Annotated in this window: 15 protein-coding genes and 1 pseudogene; 12 read left to right on the top strand and 4 right to left on the bottom strand. The window is 70.5% G+C overall.

The window, feature by feature from the left end:
* Nucleotides 1–1,110 carry a M23 family metallopeptidase gene (locus tag CKW28_RS18790; RefSeq protein ID WP_003925727.1) on the bottom strand — a complete coding sequence of 370 codons (1,110 nt, stop codon included), beginning with the start codon at nucleotides 1,108–1,110 and terminating at the stop codon, nucleotides 1–3.
* Between the two features lie 297 nt (nucleotides 1,111–1,407).
* Between CKW28_RS18790 and sucC the strand changes: the two genes are divergently transcribed.
* The 3 genes from sucC (at nucleotide 1,408) to CKW28_RS18775 (ending at nucleotide 5,097) form a co-directional block, all read left to right on the top strand.
* A complete protein-coding gene (sucC, locus tag CKW28_RS18785) occupies nucleotides 1,408–2,571 on the top strand; it encodes an ADP-forming succinate--CoA ligase subunit beta (protein WP_003925726.1) in 1,164 nt (387 codons plus the stop codon).
* Nucleotides 2,572–2,585: 14 nt separating this feature from the next.
* The gene (gene sucD, locus CKW28_RS18780; protein ID WP_003925725.1) at nucleotides 2,586–3,488 is read left to right on the top strand and encodes a succinate--CoA ligase subunit alpha; all 903 of its coding nucleotides are present in this window, start codon (nucleotides 2,586–2,588) and stop codon (nucleotides 3,486–3,488) included.
* 91 nt (nucleotides 3,489–3,579) lie between these two features.
* Nucleotides 3,580–5,097: an acetyl-CoA acetyltransferase gene (locus CKW28_RS18775; RefSeq protein ID WP_040547015.1), complete on the top strand. Its 1,518-nt coding sequence runs from the start codon at nucleotides 3,580–3,582 to the stop codon at nucleotides 5,095–5,097.
* 34 nt (nucleotides 5,098–5,131) lie between these two features.
* Here CKW28_RS18775 and CKW28_RS18770 read toward each other — a convergent pair whose 3' ends face one another.
* Nucleotides 5,132–5,977 carry an LLM class F420-dependent oxidoreductase gene (locus tag CKW28_RS18770; protein ID WP_003925723.1) on the bottom strand — a complete coding sequence of 282 codons (846 nt, stop codon included), beginning with the start codon at nucleotides 5,975–5,977 and terminating at the stop codon, nucleotides 5,132–5,134.
* 238 nt (nucleotides 5,978–6,215) lie between these two features.
* Here CKW28_RS18770 and CKW28_RS18765 point away from each other — a divergent pair, with 238 nt between their 5' ends.
* From CKW28_RS18765 to CKW28_RS18735, 7 genes are all read left to right on the top strand, one after another.
* Nucleotides 6,216–7,166, top strand: a complete 951-nt coding sequence (locus CKW28_RS18765; RefSeq protein WP_040547013.1) for a DUF5336 domain-containing protein — start codon at nucleotides 6,216–6,218, stop codon at nucleotides 7,164–7,166.
* A 57-nt stretch (nucleotides 7,167–7,223) separates the two neighbouring features.
* The gene (locus tag CKW28_RS18760; RefSeq protein WP_003925721.1) at nucleotides 7,224–8,669 is read left to right on the top strand and encodes a cell division protein PerM; all 1,446 of its coding nucleotides are present in this window, start codon (nucleotides 7,224–7,226) and stop codon (nucleotides 8,667–8,669) included.
* Between the two features lie 10 nt (nucleotides 8,670–8,679).
* A complete protein-coding gene (gene purN, locus CKW28_RS18755) occupies nucleotides 8,680–9,309 on the top strand; it encodes a phosphoribosylglycinamide formyltransferase (RefSeq protein WP_003925720.1) in 630 nt (209 codons plus the stop codon).
* Nucleotides 9,306–10,874, top strand: a complete 1,569-nt coding sequence (gene purH / locus CKW28_RS18750) for a bifunctional phosphoribosylaminoimidazolecarboxamide formyltransferase/IMP cyclohydrolase (protein ID WP_003925719.1) — start codon at nucleotides 9,306–9,308, stop codon at nucleotides 10,872–10,874. The genes purN and purH overlap by 4 nt, the downstream gene beginning before the upstream one ends.
* A 65-nt stretch (nucleotides 10,875–10,939) precedes the next feature.
* Nucleotides 10,940–11,590: an LpqN/LpqT family lipoprotein gene (locus tag CKW28_RS18745; protein ID WP_040547491.1), complete on the top strand. Its 651-nt coding sequence runs from the start codon at nucleotides 10,940–10,942 to the stop codon at nucleotides 11,588–11,590.
* A gap of 85 nt (nucleotides 11,591–11,675) precedes the next feature.
* Entirely contained in the window at nucleotides 11,676–13,058 is a 1,383-nt protein-coding gene (locus tag CKW28_RS18740; RefSeq protein WP_003925717.1) for a sigma 54-interacting transcriptional regulator, read from the top strand.
* Nucleotides 13,051–15,048, top strand: coding sequence for a vWA domain-containing protein (locus CKW28_RS18735; RefSeq protein ID WP_003925716.1), 1,998 nt, complete (start codon nucleotides 13,051–13,053; stop codon nucleotides 15,046–15,048). The genes CKW28_RS18740 and CKW28_RS18735 overlap by 8 nt, the downstream gene beginning before the upstream one ends.
* 1 nt (nucleotide 15,049) lies before the next feature.
* Here CKW28_RS18735 and CKW28_RS24345 read toward each other — a convergent pair whose 3' ends face one another.
* On the bottom strand, nucleotides 15,050–15,679 hold the full coding sequence (locus tag CKW28_RS24345; RefSeq protein ID WP_162292325.1) for a hypothetical protein: 630 nt from the start codon (nucleotides 15,677–15,679) through the stop codon (nucleotides 15,050–15,052).
* 453 nt (nucleotides 15,680–16,132) lie between these two features.
* Nucleotides 16,133–16,504, bottom strand: a pseudogene (locus CKW28_RS24525) (PGRS repeat-containing protein); the annotation flags it as partial.
* Between the two features lie 821 nt (nucleotides 16,505–17,325).
* On the opposite strand from CKW28_RS24525, the gene CKW28_RS18715 reads away from it, so the two are divergent.
* Nucleotides 17,326–18,813 carry a PE-PPE domain-containing protein gene (locus tag CKW28_RS18715; protein ID WP_131588035.1) on the top strand — a complete coding sequence of 496 codons (1,488 nt, stop codon included), beginning with the start codon at nucleotides 17,326–17,328 and terminating at the stop codon, nucleotides 18,811–18,813.
* 194 nt (nucleotides 18,814–19,007) lie between these two features.
* Nucleotides 19,008–20,213, top strand: coding sequence for a hypothetical protein (locus CKW28_RS18710; RefSeq protein WP_003925319.1), 1,206 nt, complete (start codon nucleotides 19,008–19,010; stop codon nucleotides 20,211–20,213).
* Nucleotides 20,214–20,278: the final 65 nt, after the last annotated feature.

Below are 20,278 nucleotides of genomic sequence, written 5' to 3'. Positions count from 1 at the left end.
TCATCGCATGTAGCCGCTGTTGGGGCCGACGCCCCGCTTGGCGAGCCACGCGGCCGGGTCGACCCGGTTGACACCGTCGAGCAGCACCTCGAAATGCAGATGCGGGCCGGTGGAGTTGCCGGTGTTGCCCATCCGGGCGATCTGATCGCCGGCCATCACCCGCTGGCCCACGTTGACCAACACCGAACTGAGGTGCGCGTACACCGTCACGGTGCCGTCGTAGTGCCGCAACTTCACCCAGATGCCGTAACCACCCTGCGGGCCGGTCTCGATCACCACACCGTCGGCGGCCGCCAGGATCGGCGTGCCGACGGAGTTGGCGATGTCGATGCCGCCGTGTAGCACACCCCAGCGGTAGCCGAAACCCGACGTCCACACGCCGGTGGTCGGCATCACGAACTGGGGGCGGGCCAGTCGGGCCTCGCGTTCCGCGCGCTCCTGGGCGAACGCGGCGGCCTTGGTGATCTCCTCGGCGTGCACGATCGCCTTGGCGGGCTGGGCGACGGTGACGATCTGCATACCGCCGGTCGCCCCGTCGATCGCATCCGGCATGGCGGCCTGATCGGCCGCCAACACGGTGGCGTCGGTGGACGACTTCTCGTCATCGCCGTTGACCACCGAGTACGCCCCGGCCGCGGTGGCTCCGGCAGCCATCGCGGCGATCATCAGGCGGCCTTTGCCGGCGCTGGTCGGTTCGGGCTTGCGGTGCTGGCCACGCCGGCCGATCGCGATGACGTCGGTGGCCGCGGTGCCGTCGCTGACATCGGTGTGGCTGTCGCGGTAGGCGTGCCCGGAGGGCCGCTCGTCGCGCGGATCCGGCCGGAACTCGGACGGCACCACCAGGCGCAGCGGAGCCTCGGCGTCGGGATCGAGATCATCGAGTTCGGGAGCCGAGACCACTTCGGACTCCCGGTCGAACGCGACGTCCCACTCGTCGTCCCAGGCGTCGCCGTAGAAGTCCGTGTCGGCCCCGAGATCGGACAGGCGCCCGAAACCGCTGAGCGGAATGATCTCGGTGATCTCGGCGGGATGGGGATCGAACCCCTGGCGGGGGTGGCGGTGAGCGTCCGTCGAGTCTCCCGCAGGAGATACGGCACGGTGCTTCGCCAACCCTCAAAGTCCTTCTCGTCGTCGTAATCAGAACGTTATCTGGACCGCGACGACGGTAACCAACTTCGGTTGATTGTGGCAACCCGTGCCGCTATTCCTGGCTGGAATGTGAGATGGATCACTACGCTGTGCTGGTGAGATCCACCACAAGGGCCAAGGGCGATTCGGGAGCCGGTCGCCGGTACCGATAAAGTTTCACGAGCCCCGCCGGGATCGCAACTCGACCGGGACACACCGGGACGTGCCGGGCGGTGGGCTCAGTGATACCGGGAACAACCACAGACAGACAGCGAGTCCATGGATCTCTTCGAATACCAGGCGAAGGAGCTGTTCGCCAAGCACAACGTGCCGACCACGCCCGGCCGGGTCACCACCACCGCCGAGGACGCCAAGGCGATCGCCACCGAGATCGGCAAGCCCGTGATGGTCAAGGCGCAGGTCAAGACCGGTGGACGCGGTAAGGCCGGCGGCGTCAAGTACGCGGCCACCCCCGACGACGCGTTCACCCACGCCCAGAACATCCTCGGACTCGACATCAAGGGCCACATCGTCAAGAAGCTGCTGGTGTCCGAGGCCAGCGACATCGCCGAGGAGTACTACATCTCCTTCCTGCTCGACCGCGCCAACCGCACCTACCTGGCCATGTGCTCGGTCGAGGGCGGTATGGAGATCGAAGAGGTCGCCGCCACCAAGCCCGACCGGCTGGCGAAGGTGCCCGTCGACCCGACCGTCGGTGTCGACGTGGCGTTCGCGCGGGAGATCGCCCAGAAGGGTCACCTGCCCGGGGAGGTGCTCGACTCCGCGGCGGTGACGATCGCCAAGCTGTGGGAGGTGTTCGTCAAGGAGGACGCCACCCTGGTCGAGGTCAACCCGCTGGTCCGCACCCCCGACGATCAGATCCTGGCCCTGGACGGCAAGGTCACCCTCGACGACAACGCGGCGTTCCGTCAGCCGCATCACGCCGAGTTCGAGGACCGTGACGCCACCGATCCGCTGGAGCTCAAGGCCAAGGAGCACGACCTCAACTACGTCAAGCTCGACGGCGAGGTCGGCATCATCGGCAACGGCGCCGGCCTGGTCATGTCGACGCTCGACGTCACCGCGTACGCCGGGGAGAAGCACGGCGGTGTGAAGCCGGCCAACTTCCTCGACATCGGCGGCGGCGCGTCGGCCGAGGTGATGGCCGCCGGCCTGGACGTCATCCTGAACGACCCGCAGGTCAAGAGCGTGTTCGTCAACGTGTTCGGCGGGATCACCGCGTGCGACGCAGTCGCCACCGGCATCGTCAAGGCGCTGCAGATCCTCGGTGACGAGGCCAACAAGCCGCTGGTGGTCCGACTCGACGGGAACAACGTGGAGGAAGGCCGGCGGATCCTGGCCGAGGCCAACCACCCGTTGGTGATCCAGGCCGACACCATGGACGCCGGTGCCGACAAGGCCGCCGAGCTGGCGAACAAGTAAAGGACCCAGGGCTAATGTCTATCTTCCTGAACAAGAACTCCAAGGTCATCGTCCAGGGCATCACCGGCGGTGAGGGCACCAAGCACACCGCGCTGATGCTCAAGGCCGGCACCCAGATCGTCGGCGGCGTCAACGCCCGCAAGGCCGGCACCACCGTGTCGCACACCGACAAGGACGGCAAGGACGTCGAACTCCCGGTGTTCGGCACCGTCGAAGAGGCGATGAAGGAGACCGGCGCGGACGTGTCGGTGGTGTTCGTGCCGCCGAAGTTCGCCAAGGACGCGATCATCGAGGCCATCGACGCCGAGATCGCGCTGCTGGTCGTCATCACCGAGGGCATCCCGGTGCAGGACACCGCCTATGCGTGGGCCTACAACGTCAAGAGGGGGCAGAAGACCCGCATCATCGGGCCGAACTGCCCGGGCATCATCACCCCCGGTGAGGCGCTGGCCGGTATCACCCCGGCCAACATCACCGGGCCGGGACCGATCGGGCTGGTCTCGAAGTCCGGCACCCTGACCTACCAGATGATGTTCGAGCTCAGCGACTTCGGCTTCTCCACCGCGATCGGCATCGGTGGTGACCCGATCATCGGCACCACCCACATCGACGCGATCGAGGCGTTCGAGAAGGATCCGGACACCAAGCTGATCGTGATGATCGGCGAGATCGGCGGCGACGCCGAGGAGCGTGCCGCCGAGTACATCAAGGCCAACGTCTCCAAGCCGGTCGTCGGCTATGTCGCGGGCTTCACCGCCCCGGAGGGCAAGACGATGGGCCACGCCGGCGCCATCGTGTCCGGGTCGTCGGGCACCGCGCAGGCCAAGAAGGAGGCCCTGGAGGCGGCCGGCGTGAAGGTCGGCAAGACCCCGTCGGAGACCGCGCGCCTGGCCCGCGAGATCCTGCAGAGCCTGTAGTTCTCTGCGCCGGAACAGTGTTCCCGGTCGCGATTCTGATGGGTCCGCGGCCGGGAACACTGTTCGGCGCTTCGGTGTCAGGAGGTTGCCCATGGTTGATCAGCGCACCCCGGTGCTCGTCGGCGTCGGACAGTTCACCGAACGTCTCGGCGAGCCGGACTACCGCGGCATGTCGGCGGTGGAGCTGGCGACCGAGGCGGCCCGCGCCGCGGTGGCCGACTGCGGCGGGCGCGACGTGGCGGCAGCCATCGACACCGTGGCCGGCGTCCGGCAGTTCGAGATCTCCGGACTCGCCCCGGCGCCGCTGGGCAAGTCCGACAACTATCCGCGGTCGGTGGCGCGGCGCATCGGCGCCGACCCGCGCCGTGCGGTGCTCGAAGTCATCGGCGGACAGTCCCCGCAACGGCTGGTCACCGAGTTCGCCGGCGCCATCGCCGCCGGCGAGGCGGACGTGGTGCTGGTGATGGGTTCGGAGAACACCTCGACCCTGCGCTACTTCGCCGACCGCGACGACAAACCCGACCACTCCGAGACCGTCGGCGGGCAGCTGGAAGACCGCGGTTACGGCTACGACGGCATCATCGACGACTACAGCGTCACACACGGGCTGGTAGGCGCCCCGCCCCAGTACGCACTGCTGGAGAACGCGCGGCGGGCCCGGGTGGGGCTCTCGGCCGACGACTACCGGCTGGCGATGGCCGAGTTGTTCGCCCCGTTCTCCAAGGTGGCCGCCAAGAACCCGTACTCGTCGTCGCCGGTGGAACGCAGCGTGCAGGAGCTGGCCACCGTCACCGACAGCAACCGGATGATCAGCGATCCCTATCCCCGGTTGATGGTGGCCCGCGACCAGGTGAACCAGGGCGCGGCCGCGGTGCTGATGTCGGTGGAGGCAGCGCGCCGGCTCGGTGTGCCCGAGGACAACTGGGTGTACCTGCACGGACACGCGGATCTGAAGGAACAGCCGCTGCTGGAACGGCCCGACCTCGGGGCCGGCCCGGCCTCGGTGCTGGCCGTGCAGGAGGCGCTGCGCGTCGCCGGTATCGGTCTGGATCAGGTGGCCGCGTTCGACCTGTACAGCTGCTTCCCGTTCCCGGTGTTCAACATCTGCGACGGCACCGGGCTGGCCACCGACGATCCGCGCGGTCTGACGCTGACCGGGGGCCTGCCGTTCTTCGGCGGTCCGGGCAACAACTACTCGCTGCACGCCATCGCCGAGGCGGTGACCGAGATGCGCGGCAGGCCGGGGCAGTTCGCATTGGTCGGCGCCAACGGCGGCTTCGCGAGCAAGTACTCGGTGGGAATCTACTCCACCGAACCCGCCGAGTGGCGGCCGGACCGCAGCGCCGACTTGCAGGAGCAGATCGCCGCGATGCCGAAGGTGGCGATCACCGAGCGGGCCGACGGCGCCGCCACCGTCGAGACCTACACGGTGCGCTACGGCCGCAAGGGCCGCACCGGCATCATCGTCGGACGGCTGGACGCGGACAACAGCCGGTTCCTGGCCACCACCCGCGACGACGACATGCTGGCGCTGCTGTGCGAGGGCGAACCGCTGGGCGCCGCGTTCACCGTGCGGTCGACCGAGAAGGGCAACCGCGCCTCACTCTGAGCCCGGCACCGGACGCCCGGTCCGGGCCCCGGGATCAGGACAGTCCGAGCTTGCCGGCGAGCCGTTCGACGTACGCGGCGATCTCGTCGTCGGAGCGGTCCGGCAGCCCGAACAGCACCTCGGTGACGCCCAGGTCGCGCCAGCGGGCCAGTTTGTCCGGGTCGGGCTTGAAATCCAGGGCGACGATCTGCGGTGCGCCGTCCCGGCCGGCATCGGCCCAGATGTCCTGCAGCAGCTTGACCGGTTCTTCGATGTCGACGTCGCGCGGCGTGGTGATCCAGCCGTCGGCGGAGCGGGCGATCCACTTGAAGTTCTTCTCGGTGCCGGCCGCGCCGACCAGCACCGGGATGTGCGCCTGCACCGGCTTCGGCCATGCCCAACTCGGCCCGAAGCTGACGAACTCGCCCTGATAGGACGCCTCCTCCTGGGTCCACAGCGCCCGCATCGCCTCCAGATACTCCCGCAGCATCGTGCGCCGACGCTTCGGCGGAACCCCGTGATCGACGAGTTCATCGGTGTTCCAACCGAATCCGACCCCCAGGCTGACCCGCCCGCCGGACAGGTGGTCCAGCGAGGCGATCGTCTTCGCCAGCGAGATCGGGTCGTGCTCGACCGGCAGCGCCACCGCCGTCGACAACCGCACCCGCGAGGTGACGGCGGACGCGGTCGCCAGGCTGACCCACGGGTCGAGGGTCCGCATGTAGCGGTCGTCGGGCAGTGACGAGTCCCCGGTGGTGGGGTGGGCCGCCTCCCGCTTCACCGGGATGTGGGTGTGCTCGGGCACGTAGAAGGTGGTGAAGCCGTGGTCATCGGCCAACGTGGCGGCTTTGGCCGGAGTGATCCCGCGATCGCTGGTGAAGAGAACGAGCCCGAAGTCCATAGGTGAATTAGAACGTGTTCCAGTCTTTCGGGCAAGGCCGGGGCCCAGGACGGGGTTGGCGCGGTCTTCCGGGGGACCGTGTCGGTGTGACGCGCCGGTCGGCTCCGTCGATGTGGTTCGACGCCGACAGGTGTCCTGCGACACCGCCTCGGTGCGCTAGCGTGGAAGGCCGAATCGCGAAGGCGGCCCGTGTTCATGCCGCGAGCCGGTCCGAGCCCCGACCAGCACAGGAGAGGTCATGACCTACCCGCCCGGAAGCCCCGGTTATCCATCCGCTCAACCACCGACCAGCCAGTATGGGGGTCCGACCCAGCAGATGACCACGCTGCCCAGTGCCGGCATCGCGAATGCCGAAGGGTCGAGCAAACTTCCGCTGTATCTGACCGCCGCGGTGGCGGTGCTCGGCCTGGCGGTGTTCTTCGCCCGATTCGCCGAACTCTGGGACATCGACGGCATGGGAGCCGCCCCGGGAATGATTCCCGTGAGCATCGAGTTCGGCATCGCCGCCGCGCTGTTGGCCGGTCTGCTGGCGGCGGTCGCATTGCTGCCCAAGCAGGCCGTCACCACCGGGGTGCTCTCGGTGCTCGCGGTCTTCGGGTTCCTCATGGCGCTGCACGGTGTGCTCGCCTCCCCCGAGGGCGTGTCGATCGGCCTGGGTCTGTGGCTGATCCTGGTGTTCACCCTGCTGCAGGCCGGCCTGGCCGTCACGGTGCTGTTGTTCGACTCCGGTGTGGTGACTCCGCCGGTCTCGCAACCCAAGTACGACCCGTCGCAGTACGGCGGCCAGTACGGCGGCTACTACGGGCAGCAGCAGTACGGACAGCAGCCCCAGCAGGTGCAGGCGCCCCAGCAGCGTCCCGGCTATCCGTCGCAGTACGGCGGCTACGGCGCATCGACGGGCGGATACTCGTCGCAGGGCGGTGGCCACAGCGGTACCCCGACCCCGCCGACCGGATTCCCCAGCTACGGCCAGCCCCAGCCCGGCCAGCAGCCCCAGCCCGGCCAGCAGCCCCAACCGGGTCAGGCCCAGCAGCCGGGCCAGCCGGGCCAGCAGGCCCCCGGCGCCCAGCCGCACGGCGGGCAGGGCCACGGCGGGCAGGCGCAGGCGCAGGCGCAGGGCGGCCAGCCTCAGGGCGGGCAGTCCGGTCCCGGCCAGACGCCGCCGCCGTCCGGCCAGTCGCCGTCGTAAGCTGACCGGCGCGCGCGACGACGTGCGCATGTCGGTTCGAGGAGCGGCCCAGCAGTGATGAATCCGCCGCACGCGGGCGGTGCGCCCCGGCCGGTCGGCGCCCGTCAGGCGCGGGACCTGCTGCAGGTGGCGTTCGGTCCGTCGCTGGTCGCACTGGTGGTCATCGCCGCGGTCACCCTGTTGCAACTGCTCATCGCCAACAGCGACATGACCGGTGCCTTCGGCGCCATCGCCAGCATGTGGCTGGGGGTGCATCAGGTTCCGGTCTCGATCGGCGGCCGCGTGCTGGGCGTCATGCCGCTGCTGCCGACACTGGTGATGGTGTGGGGGGTCGCCCGCACCACCGCGGCCGCGACCTCCCCGCGGGCGTCGTGGTTCGTCATCCGGTGGGTGGTCGCCGCCGCGTTGGGCGGACCGCTGCTGATGGCGGCCATCTCGCTGGCGATCATCCACGACGCGGCGTCGGTGCTCACCGAACTGCAGACCCCCGACGCGCTGCGGGCGTTCACCGCGGTGCTGGCGGTCCACGCCATCGGAGCGGCGTTCGGGGTGCTGTCGCGGATCGGCGGCCGGGTCCTGACCGTCACCCGCGCACCGGACTGGCTGCCCGACGCGCTGCGCGCCGCCGCGGCCGGCGTGCTGGCGCTCATCGGGCTGTCCGGGGCCGTCACCGCCGGATCGCTGATCGTGCACTGGGGTGCGATGCACGAGCTGTACGGCATCACCGACTCGGTGTTCGGGCAGTTCAGCCTGACCGTGCTGTCGGCGCTCTACATCCCCAACGTCATCGTCGGCGCGTCGGCGATCGCGGTCGGCTCCAGCGCCCACATCGGGCCGGCCGCCTTCAGTTCGTTCACCGTCTTCGGCGGTGACATTCCCGCGCTCCCGGTGCTGGCCGCGGCGCCCACGCCACCGCTCGGCCCGGTCTGGGTGGCGTTGTTGATCATCGCCGCGGTCGCCGGCGTCGCGGTCGGTCAGCAGTGCGCCCGCAGGCCGTTGCGGCCGCTCGCGGCGCTGAGCAAACTCGCCGTCGCGTCCGCGGTGGCGGCGGTGACGATGGCGGCGCTCGGCTACGTCGGCGGCGGCCGGCTGGGCAACTTCGGTGACGTCGGGGTGGACCACGCGACGTTCGGCCCCGCGGTGTTCCTGTGGTTCGTCGGAATCGGCGGGCTGACGGTGGCGATGGCCGGTGGGATCGACTGGCCGCCCCGGCCCGGGAAGGCCGCCGCGGCCGAGACGGACCGCGAGGCCGCGCCGGCGATCGACCCGCCGGCCCCGCTCGGTGACCCGGGCGTGGCTGATCTCGACGAGGCCGAGGTCAGTGCGGCGGACACGGTCGAGTTCGATCCGGACGTGTCCACGCCCGCACCGCCCGCCGGCCCGCCCGATGCCGCGGCGCCGATCGACCTCGTCGAGGACCCCGAGGAACACTTCATGGTCGACGACCCCGACCCGACCGGCCCCGACCCGACCGGCAGGGACGATGAGCACCGAACAGACTAGGCTTGCCGCCGTGCAAGAACCGCTCCGAGTGCCCCCGAGCGCACCGGCGCGGGTCGTCGTGCTGGCCTCCGGCACCGGTTCACTGCTCGCCGCACTGCTGGAGGCCGCCGTCGGCGACTACCCGGCGCGGGTGGTGGCCGTCGGCACCGACCGGGACTGCGCGGCTCTCGAGATCGCCGCGGCGGCGAACGTTCCGACGTTCACGGTGCGGCTGCGCGACTACCCCGACCGGCAGGCCTGGGACGCCGCGATCACCGAGGCCGTCGCCGCTCATCAGCCCGATCTGGTGGTCTCCGCGGGCTTCATGAAGATTCTCGGCCCCCATTTCCTCTCCCGCTTCCAGGGCCGGGTGCTCAACACCCATCCAGCGTTGCTGCCGGCGTTTCCGGGCGCCCACGCGGTGGCCGACGCCCTGTCCTACGGGGTGCAGGTCACCGGGTGCACCGTGCATCTCGTCGACGCCGGGACCGACACCGGGCCGATCATCGCGCAACGCGCCGTGCCGGTGCTCAAGGGCGACGACGAAGCCACCCTGCACGAGCGGATCAAGGTCGTGGAACGGCAACTGCTGGTTGAAGTACTGGCCGCGTTGGCAACCCGCGGCGTCACCTGGAGCGGACGAAAGGCGACCATAGGATGAGTGGGAAGCGGTCAATTCAGCGCGCGTTGATCAGCGTGTACGACAAGACCGGGCTGGTCGACCTGGCGCGCGGCCTGCACGATTCCGGCGTGGAGATCGTCTCGACCGGATCCACTGCCAAAACCATTGCTGCCCAGGGGATCCCGGTGACCCCGGTGGAGGCTGTCACCGGTTTCCCGGAGATCCTCGACGGCCGGGTCAAGACCCTGCATCCGAAGATCCACGCTGCGGTGCTGGCCGACTCGCGCAATCCGGCGCATGTCGAGGCGCTGCGCGAGCTGGAGATCATGCCGTTCGATCTCGTCGTGGTGAACCTGTATCCGTTCAGCGAGACGGTGGCCTCCGGCGCCGACATCGACGAGTGTGTCGAGCAGATCGACATCGGCGGACCGGCCATGGTGCGCGCGGCGGCCAAGAACCACGCCACCGTGGCGGTGGTGGTCGATCCGCTCGGCTACGACGGTGTGCTCGCCGGCGTCCGGTCCGGCGGCTTCACACTCGCCGAGCGTAAAACCCTGGCGTCGTTGGCGTTTCGGCACACCGCCGAGTACGACGTGGCGGTGGCCAACTGGATGGGGCAGACCCTGGCGCCCAGCGACGACGCGACGTCGGCAACCCTGCCGGCCTGGATCGGCGGAACCTGGCGGCGCACCGCGGTGCTGCGCTACGGCGAGAACCCCCACCAGCAGGCCGCGCTGTACAGCGACCGGTCGGCGTGGCCCGGGCTCGCCCAGGCCGAACAGCTGCACGGCAAGGAGATGTCCTACAACAACTACACCGACGCCGATGCGGCCTGGCGGGCGGCGTTCGACCACGAGCAGATCTGTGTGGCGATCATCAAACACGCCAACCCCTGCGGCATCGCGATCTCGTCGGTGTCGGTGGCCGATGCGCACCGCAAGGCCCACGAATGCGATCCGCTCAGCGCGTTCGGCGGGGTGATCGCGGCCAACACCGAGGTGACCGTCGAGATGGCCGAGACCGTCGCCGACATCTTCACCGAGGTGATCGTCGCTCCCGCCTATGAGCCCGGCGCGGTCGAGGTGCTGGCCCGCAAGAAGAACATCCGGGTGCTGGTGGCCTCCGAGCCGATGACCGGCGGCACCGAGATGCGCCAGATCAGCGGCGGGCTGCTGGTGCAGCAGCGGGACGCCATCGACGCGGCCGGCGACGATCCGGCGAACTGGACCCTGGCCGCCGGAGAACCGGCCGATCCGGCCACCCTGGCCGATCTGGCCTTCGCCTGGCGGGCCTGCCGGTCGGTGAAGTCCAACGCGATCGTCATCGCCGCCGACGGCGCCACCGTGGGAGTCGGCATGGGCCAGGTCAACCGGGTGGACGCGGCGCGGCTGGCGGTGCAGCGCGGCGGCGACCGGGTGCGCGGTGCGGTGGCCGCCTCCGACGCGTTCTTCCCGTTCCCCGACGGGCTGGAGGTCCTCATCGACGCCGGGGTCAAGGCCGTCGTGCACCCCGGCGGGTCGATGCGTGACGAGCTGGTCACCGAGGCGGCCGCCAACGCCGGTCTGACCCTCTACCTCACCGGCGCCCGACACTTCGCCCACTGACCCCGCTGATGTTCCGCGAGCAGTCGCAGAATCGCCCGGAAACCCGCGGGATCGGGCGGTTCCGTGTGCGTTCGGCCGGGGTCGCGGCCGTCGTGGCGCTGGTGACGCTGCTGACCGTGTCGTGCACCCGCTACGTCGACGCCGAACCGGTCGCCGCCGAACCGGTCGCCGCCGACGACCGACCGGCGGCCTCCGACGCGTCGCCGTGCACACCGGTCGACCCACCGCTGACCGCCATCCCGGCCCGGGCCGACGGCGAACCGGTCCTGCGGATCCCGCAGCCCGACGGCTGGGAACGGTCCCGGCAGCTGGACTCCGAGCTGATCCGGTTCGTCATCGGCAACCCCGGCATCGTCGCCGAGGAGTTCGTCCCCAACGTGGTGGTGACGCTGGAGACCGTGGACGGAGTCGATCCCGGCCTGGCCTTCGAGCAGCAGCGGCTGGGGCTCGAGCAGGTGGTGGGGGCGACGGACCTGCGCGTCAGCGCGCACACGCTGTGCGGTCTGCCCGCGCAGACCATCGACTACCTGACGCCGGCGATGGGCGCCGTCCGGCCGCATCCGGCGACGGTGCTGCTGGTGGCCCTGGACACCGACGACGAGATGTACATCGTCGCCGTGACCGCGCAGACGATGGATCCGGACAACCCCACCTACCGGCGCGACGTCGACGCGATCCTGTCGGGTTTCGTGGTGTTGCCGCCGTCCCCGGAGTGAGCCGGCCCGCTGGCCGGACCCGCCGGAGTGCCCGCGAATCGGGGTTAGCGCTGGCGAAATCCGGGACTCGTCGTAGCTTGGAGGGGTGACCCAACCCAATGATCTTCCCCGCACCGTAGGTGAACTGCGCGCCTCAGGGCATCGAGAACGGGGCGTCAAACAGGAAATCCGGGAAAATCTGCTGGCCGCGCTGGCCGGCGGCCGCGATGTGTGGCCGGGCATTCTGGGCTTCGAGGACACCGTGATCCCGCAGCTCGAGCGCGCCCTGATCGCCGGGCACGACGTGGTGCTGCTGGGTGAACGCGGGCAGGGCAAGACGCGGCTGCTGCGGGCGCTGATCGGTCTGCTCGACGAATGGACTCCGGTGATCGCCGGCTCCGAACTGGGGGAGCACCCGTACAGCCCGATCACCCCGGAGTCGATCCGCCGGGCCGCCGACTCCGGCGACGACCTGCCGATCACCTGGCGGCACCGCAGCGAGCGGTACACCGAGAAGCTGGCCACCCCCGACACCAGCGTGGCCGACCTGGTCGGTGACATCGACCCGATCAAGGTGGCCGAGGGCCGCAGCCTGGGGGACCCGGAGACCATCGCCTACGGGCTCATCCCGCGCGCGCACCGCGGCATCGTCGCCGTCAACGAGCTGCCCGACCTGGCCGAACGGATCCAGGTCGCGATGCTCAACGTGATGGAGGAACGCGACATCCAGGTGCGCGGCTACACGCTGCGGCTGCCGCTGGACGTGCTGGTGGTCGCCAGCGCCAACCCGGAGGACTACACCAACCGCGGGCGCATCATCACCCCGCTCAAGGACCGGTTCGGCGCGGAGATCCGCACCCACTACCCGCAGCAGCTCGAGGCGGAGGTCGGTGTGATCACCCAGGAGGCGCACCTGGCCGCCGAGGTCCCGGAGTACCTGCTGCACATCCTGGCCCGGTTCACCCGCAATCTGCGCGAGTCGCCGTCGATCGACCAGCGGTCGGGGGTGTCGGCGCGGTTCGCGATCGCCGCGGCCGAAACCGTCGCCGCCTCGGCACGGCACCGGTCGGCGATCCTCGGCGAGGACGATCCGGTGGCCCGGGTGGTCGATCTCGGCACGGTCATCGAGGTGCTGCGCGGCAAGCTGGAGTTCGAATCCGGCGAGGAGGGCCGCGAGCTGGCGATCCTGGAACATCTGTTGCGCCGCGCCACCGCGGACACCGCTCAGCGGCTGTTGGGTGGTATCGATGTCGGACCGCTGGTGGCGGCGGTCGAGGAGGGTTCGCCGGTGACCACCGGGGAGCGGGTGTCGGCCAAGGACGTGCTGGCGGCGCTGCCGGATCTGCCGGTCATCGACACCATCACCACCCGGCTCGGTGCGCAGAGCATCGGGCAGCGGGCGGCGGCCGTCGAATTGGCGCTGGAAGCACTGTATCTGGCCAAACGGATCGACAAGCAGACGGGCGAAGGCGAAACCATCTATGGCTAGGACCCGCCGTGGGCGCTCCGCGCGCTATTCGGCCTACACCGGCGGACCGGATCCGCTGGCACCGCCGATCGACCTGCGTGAGGCGCTGGAACGCATCGGCGAGGAGGTCATGGAGGGCGCCTCGCCGCGCCGGGCGCTGTCGGAGCTGATGCGCCGCGGCACCCGCAACATGCGCGGCGCCGACCGGCTCGCCGCCGAGGTGAACCGGCGGCGTCGGGAGTTGTTGAGCCGCAACAACCTCGACGGCACGCTGCAGGAGATCAAGAAGCTGCTCGACGAGGCGGTGCTCGCCGAACGCAAGGAGCTGGCCCGGGCCCTCGACGACGACGCCCGCTTCCAGGAGATGCAGATCGAGTCGCTGTCGCCGTCACCGGCCAAGGCGGTGCAGGAACTCGCCGACTACCAATGGCGGTCCCCGGAGGGGCGGCAGAAGTACGAGCAGATCCGCGATCTGCTCGGCCGGGAGATGCTCGATCAGCGGTTCGCCGGGATGAAGCAGGCGCTCCAGAACGCCACCGAGGAAGACCGGCAGCGCGTCACCGAGATGCTGGACGATCTGAATGATCTGCTGGACAAGCATTCTCGCGGTGAGGACACCCAGCAGGACTTCGACGACTTCATGGCCAAGCACGGCGAGTTCTTTCCCGAGAACCCGCGCGACGTCGACGAACTGCTGGACTCGCTGGCCCGACGCGCCGCGGCGGCGCAGCGGTTCCGTAACAGCCTGAGCGCGCAACAACGTGCCGAACTCGATGCGCTGGCGCAGCAGGCGTTCGGGTCTCCGGCGCTGATCAACCAGCTGGAGCGGCTCGACAGCCATCTGCGGGCCGCCCGGCCGGGGGAGGACTGGGACGGTTCGGCGGAGTTCACCGGCGGCAACCCGCTCGGAATGGGCGAGGGCGCGCAGGCGCTGCAGGACATCGGCGAGCTGGAACAACTCGCCGAGCAGCTGTCGCAGAGCTACGCCGGCGCCACCATGGAGGACGTCGACCTGGACATGCTGGCCCGCCAGCTCGGCGAGGACGCCGCGGTGGACGCCCGCACCCTGGCCGAGCTGGAACGCGCCCTGATGAATCAGGGCTTTCTGGACCGCGCCTCGGACGGGTCGTGGCGATTGTCGCCCAAGGCGATGCGCCAGCTCGGTCAGACCGCGTTACGCGATGTGGCGCAACAACTGTCCGGCCGGCATGGGGAACGCGACACCCGCCGTGCCGGCGCCGCCGGTGAGCTGACCGGCGCCACCCGACCGTGGTCGTTCGGCGACACCGAGCCGTGGAATGTGACCCGCACCCTGACGAATGCGGTGCTGCGGCAAGCGGGTACGGGGCCGGCGGAACCGCCGATTCAGATCTCGGTCGAGGATGTGGAGATCTCCGAGACCGAGACCCGCACCCAGGCCGCGGTCGCGCTGCTGGTGGACACCTCCTTCTCGATGGTGATGGAGAACCGCTGGCTGCCGATGAAGCGCACCGCGTTGGCGCTGAATCATCTGATCAGCACCCGGTTCCGGTCCGACGCGCTGGAGATCATCGCATTCGGCCGGTACGCCCGCACCGTCAGCGCGGCCGAGTTGACCGGGCTGGAAGGGGTTTACGAACAGGGCACCAACCTGCACCATGCGCTGGCGCTGGCGGCGCGTCATCTGCGCCGCCACCCCAACGCCCAGCCGGTGATGCTGGTGGTCACCGACGGTGAGCCGACCGCGCACCTGGAGAACTACGGCGGCTCGGAGGACGGGGTGGGTTCTTCGGTCTTTTTTGATTACCCCCCGCATCCGCGGACCATCGCCCTGACCGTGCGGGGTTTCGACGAGGTGGCCCGAATGGGCACCCAGATCACCATCTTCCGGTTGGGTGACGACCCCGGCCTGGCCAGGTTCATCGATCAGGTGGCGCGCCGGGTCGAGGGGCGGGTGGTGGTACCCGATCTCGACGGCCTGGGAGCCGCGGTCGTCGGAGACTATCTCAGTTCGCGCCGGCGCCGGCGCTGAGTCAGCGCCGGGACAAGCCGGGCTTGCCGGCAGCGCCGGTCGATCCCGACGCGCCGGTCTGCCCGGTGCTGCCGTCGTGACCGCCCGAGCCGAATCCCCTCTTTCCGCCGAGGCCGCCACTGCCTCCGGCGCCACCCACACCGCCGTTGCCGCCGGCCCCGGCTCCACCGCCGACACCGATGAGAAGTCCCGAGCGGCCGCCGTGTCCGCCATCGCCGCCCGCGCCACCGTTGCCGCCGGTCCCACCGGACCCGCCATTGCCGCCATTGCCCGCTCGGCCAGGGGCCACGCCGGTGCCGGTATCGCCGCCGTCACCGCCATTGCCGCCGACCGCCCCGGCTCCGCCCCGGCCGCCGTCGCCTCCGGCGCCGCCCGATCCGCCGTTGCCGCCGCGGCCGCCCGGGGCGCCGCTGCCGCCGGGCGTACCGGCTCCGCCGTCGCCACCGTGGCCGCCGTCCTCGCTGGTCCCCCAGGCGACCGAGCCCGTCGGGGCGGTCGCTGACACCACCGAAGCCGCCCCGCCCGCCGTGGCCGCCGTGACCGCCGTGACCGCCACCCGGTCCGCCGTGCCCACCGTCGCCGCCCCGGCCACCGTCACCGGTGAAGGCGTCGCGGTCAGGGTCGTGCCCACCGTCGCCGCCCCAGCCGCCCCGCCCGCCGTGGCCGCCATTGCCGCCGGCCTGACCCGGCAGGAGGCCGTCGGCGCCGCGACCGCCGGCACCGCCGGCACCGCCGGTTCCGCCCCGGTGGTATCCCCCGTGATCTACGATCACGCCCCCCAGCCGCCCGCGCCCCCGGCGCCGCCGTCGCCGCCGGATTGGCCGGGCAGGGCCCCGTCGGCGCCCGTACCGCCGGCTCCACCCGCTCCACCGGCGCCGGGGTTCGCAGTACCGATGCCGGGTCCACCGTCGCCTCCCCGCCCACCGTCACCGCCGCGGCCGTTCGGCTGTCCGGGCTGTCCAGGAAAACCTGGGTAACCGGGAAGGTCCGGTTGGGAGTCGTGCGATGCCTGCTCACCGTCGGCGCCGTCACCGCCCTGGCCGCCGACCAAGCCGGTGGGCGGAGTCGCCGGGAGTGGGGCCGGGTTCAGGCCGTTCGCGCCGTCGAGACCGGCCCCGCCCGCGCCGCCGTCGCCGCCGCGTCCGAACAGCAGGGCGTTACCGCCGTGTCCACCGTCGCCGCCGGCCCCGCCGTTGACATCGGCATGCCCGGACCCGCCGTCGCCGCCGTTGCCGAAGAACAGACCGCCACGGCCGCCGTTCCCGCCGGCCGCACCGGGGCCGCCGGCCCCGCCGTGTCCGCCGTTGCCGAACAGTCCGGCGTTGCCGCCGTTTCCGCCGGCCTGTCCCGGTTCCAGCCCGGCGCCGCCGTTACCGCCGCGGCCGAACAACAGGCCGCCGTTGCCGCCGTTCTGGCCGGGTCCGCCGTCGGCGCCGTTGCCGATCAGCCGGCCCCCGTTCTGGCCGGGATCGGTGCCGTTACCGACCCACATCACCCCGGCGGGGTCGACGATCGTCACCCCGTCGGGGGTGACCGTCACGGTGAACACGAACTGGAAGGTGGTGTCGCCCTCGTCGACCCGCGCCACCGCGAGCGCCGCGTACCCTGCCGCGTCGTCCGGTACCGCGGGCGGTGACCAGCGTGAGGGTGGTGTCGAACCGTCCGCGAGATCGAGCACGAGTCGTGCGGGCTGGGCGGCGACCGCGCCGACGGAGGGCCGCCCGCCTGCCTGAGGCGAGACGTCTCCCACCGCCGGCGCGCCCAGTCCATCCGAGATCCGTGCGGTGTCGGACATCATGCTCGGATGGGTGCCGGCCGCGATGGTCCAGCGCACCGTCCGCGGACCGTCGGCGGCCGACCCGCGTCCGCCGCGAGAAGGACAGATCCTGCGCGGTCGGCCCCGGCAGGGTGAGCCCCGCCGGAGCCGGTCACGGCGGGGTTTGCCACGGCACCGGTCGCGGCATCGGTCGTGGTGAGCAGTGTCGGGATGGTCGCGTGTGCCGGCGGCCCCGTCAGTGCGCCGGCGAGTCCAGCGACTCCCGTCACCGCGACTGCACCGAATGCCCGCCTTGCGACCATCGCGACTCCATTCAGCCGGTCCCTGTTCTATTAGGTCGGCTAGGTTAGCTTCGCTCGCACGGTCACGTGGTGGGTTTGGGAAAAAAATTCACGCCTGCGTAAGTATGGGTGGTCGTCGGGCCGGGTCCGGCGTTGCGTCGTGTGCGATGGCGTTCTGCGATAACTTTGCTCAACGCAGAGGCGAGGAGACGTGTGGTGATGGCTGAGACGGGGACGTCGGAAAGGCGGCCCGGCCGGGTCCGGCGGGCGCTGTCGTCGGCGACGGCGGCCGCTGTCGCGGTGACAACGGCCGCCGCGGTGGGTGTGAGCACCCCTGCGGTGCCACCGGTTTCGGCGGCTGCGGTGTCGAGCCGGCAGGTGCTGACCGAAGCGATCGAACTGTCCGCGCTGATCGCGGTCGGCAGTTCCACCAACCCGGCGGGCACCGGCGTGGTGAACTTCTTCCAGAGCCGGTTCAACCCGCCCGGAACCGATGTCCGGACGGTCAACTTCCTCACCGGTCCGTTGGGTATCTACGCGGCCCTGGTGAGCACCGACGAGTCCGACGTCGTGTTGTCCTCTGGGTGGGGTGCGGCCAACGCGAGTGCGTTGCTGTCCTGGTTCAACCACACCGACCCGGCAGCGCTCGCCGGCAACCTGTGGGTGCTCGACAACAATGTGGCACGGCCGAACGGCGGGTGGGGCACCCGCTATCCGGTGTTCGCGCTGATCGGGGTGAATCCCATCCCGACACCGGAGATCGACGGTGTGCAGGTGATCGACATCGGCTATCAGTACGACGCGAACTCCAACGCGCCGGCGTACTTCCTGAACCCGATCGCGGATCTGAATTCCCTGGTGGCCTATGCGCAGCGGAGGCTGCACCAGTCTGAGTTGTATCTGCCGGTGCAAGACGACGGCACCATCGTGGACGCCACGGACACCGTGGTGGAATGTCCGGACACCTGCCGCGTGGTCATCGGATGGGAGGACGACGGAACGCCGCAGTACGCCGAGATCAAGAAGGTCGGCGACACCACGTACGTCACCTATCTGAGCAACGGGCTGCCGCTGGTGCAGCCGCTACGCCTGCTCGGGCCGGTCGGCTCGACGCTCGCCGATGTGCTCGAACCGATCGCGACCGTCCTGGTCAACGCCGGATATCCGGACAACGATCCGATCGCCAACCCGGATCGCTATGTGCCGGGCCGGTTCCTGCCACCCCCGCATGTCGTCGTCACGGCGCTGCGGCAGCTGCCCGAAGCGATCCAGGACGGCCTCACTCGGTTGCACCGCGCGGGATCCGGATCGACCGGGCCCGATCCGGCGCCGGAAACCGGCCGCACCGAATCCACCCGATTCGCCGAAGCCCCCGGGGCCGTCATCAGGACGACCGGCGGCTCCGTGGCCGCCAACGGTGCCGAGCGGCTCGCCGCGGCGGAGCCGACTCCGTCCGTCGACGACCGCAGGCCCACCCGGCGGGTGAGCCCGAACTTCAGCACCCGTGTCGGTTCGGTCTCCGGATCAGCGGAAGATCCCGCCGTTGCCGAGGACTCCACGTCGGTGCCCAAGACGGGGGACGCGACGCCACGTCGGGTACGCGGCGTGCTGCAGCGGCCGACGGTCGGAGCGCACGAGCGCCCCGCGGGTGAGCGGCGGGAAACCGGCCACACGGGCACCCCGGGCGGCGCCGACCCCACCGAGTGACCTCGAAAGCTTGCATGAGCAAATAGCGAGCGGCGCCGCCAGGCGCACCGGGTCACCTCCGTGGCTCGCTGTTTCAGCTGGTTCCTGTTGCTCGCTGGGGGTGCGGGCCGTACGCTTTCTCCAGCCTTGCTGCGCGTCTGGCTAATGTATCGGATTCGGGTGGGGCCGACATCCAGCGCGGGGGGAGCGTGGGTATGGCTGTTCGACCACTCATCGGCGCCGGAGTCGTCCTGAGCAGCGCCGGGCTGCTCATCGCGTCGTTGCCGACCATCGCGCCGCCGCTGCTCGACCGGGAGATCCGCATCGCCGCGGATGCGCAGACCCCATCGGGTGCCGGCTCGGGGTTTCCGATCGCCCCGTCGCCCGCACCCGTCGAGGACCTGGCGACGGGGTTGCACCTCGTCGAAGACGTCGGCGGGCCCGATGCGCCGACGCTGTTGCTCGCTGATCCGAGCACTCTGCAGACCCTGCTCGACGCGTTCTTCATCGGCTATCCGACATCGGCCGGACCGGACGGCTTCACCGGTGTCGCCTACTTCGCCGTCGACCAGATCTTCCCCGACTCGCCGATCGTCGACGCATTCTTCGAAGGTGGCTTCACCGAGGTCGCCCGGGTGGTGCTGGTCGGCCTCGCCGGCGGCGAGGGCACCCCGTTGGGCGGAGCGATCAACGACTTCTTCGAGGGCGGCGTCACCCAACTGGTCGGCACCGCGCTGGTCGACGCGTTACCCGACGACAGCTACGCACACGGTGTCACCGACGCGTTCTTCTTCGGCTACTCGAACGATCCGGACGACGACGAGCCGCCGAACGGAATCGTCGGAGCCACCTACTACACGCTCACCACGCTGATCTCCGGAACGCCGCCGCCGGTCCCCGACGAACTCGCCGAGCCATCCACATTCGGAGCGGTACCGTTCGCCGCGACCGGTCGCATTCCGGCGGTCGATCAGAACCCCGGTCCGCGGGTCGACGGCGACACCATCGGGAAGACCCCGGTCCCGGCCGTCCCGCCCACAGCGGCGGTCAACCCGGGCGGGGTGTTCGAGAACCCGGTCGAGAGCCCGCCGGCGTCGGGGCGCTCCTGGCGGGTGCCCACGCCGCCACAGCCGGATCCGGAGCCGGCCGCGCCCCCGACTGACGCAGCTGTCGCCGCCGAAGAGACACCGGAACCGGCGTCGACCGGCCGCAAGCCGGCCGCCGTGGACCGGACGAAGCGGAATCAGAAGCCGGCGGTCGATATGACCACCGGGAACAAGACGACGGTGGAACCGCTGCTGCCGTTCGGAAAGCGGCCGGGCGGGGATCCGGGCAACCGGATCCGCGACACCTGGAAGAGGATCACCGATCCCTCCACGCCGGCGCGATCCCCCGAATCAGAGAGCACCGACGAGGGGTGACGCAGCTACCACCGGACGCCCACCGGCAACCCTTCGCTGACGTCGACCACTGATGTCCCGGCCAC

Source organism: Mycolicibacterium thermoresistibile (genome assembly GCF_900187065.1).
Lineage (GTDB): Bacteria > Actinomycetota > Actinomycetes > Mycobacteriales > Mycobacteriaceae > Mycobacterium > Mycobacterium thermoresistibile.
Note: the sequence above shows the minus strand (reverse complement) of the source record. Positions and strands in the feature narration are given on the sequence as shown.

Bases quoted from the DNA above. Each gene is read 5' to 3' on its own strand.
- CKW28_RS18715 (WP_131588035.1), top strand. From the start codon at position 17,326: ATGGCTGAGACGGGGACGTCGGAAAGGCGGCCCGGCCGGGTCCGGCGG.
- CKW28_RS18710 (WP_003925319.1), top strand. From the start codon at position 19,008: ATGGCTGTTCGACCACTCATCGGCGCCGGAGTCGTCCTGAGCAGCGCC.
- sucC (WP_003925726.1), top strand. From the start codon at position 1,408: ATGGATCTCTTCGAATACCAGGCGAAGGAGCTGTTCGCCAAGCACAAC.
- CKW28_RS18770 (WP_003925723.1), bottom strand. From the start codon at position 5,977: ATGGACTTCGGGCTCGTTCTCTTCACCAGCGATCGCGGGATCACTCCG.
- sucD (WP_003925725.1), top strand. From the start codon at position 2,586: ATGTCTATCTTCCTGAACAAGAACTCCAAGGTCATCGTCCAGGGCATC.
- CKW28_RS18765 (WP_040547013.1), top strand. From the start codon at position 6,216: ATGACCTACCCGCCCGGAAGCCCCGGTTATCCATCCGCTCAACCACCG.
- CKW28_RS18775 (WP_040547015.1), top strand. From the start codon at position 3,580: ATGGTTGATCAGCGCACCCCGGTGCTCGTCGGCGTCGGACAGTTCACC.
- purH (WP_003925719.1), top strand. From the start codon at position 9,306: ATGAGTGGGAAGCGGTCAATTCAGCGCGCGTTGATCAGCGTGTACGAC.
- CKW28_RS18735 (WP_003925716.1), top strand. From the start codon at position 13,051: ATGGCTAGGACCCGCCGTGGGCGCTCCGCGCGCTATTCGGCCTACACC.
- CKW28_RS18760 (WP_003925721.1), top strand. From the start codon at position 7,224: ATGAATCCGCCGCACGCGGGCGGTGCGCCCCGGCCGGTCGGCGCCCGT.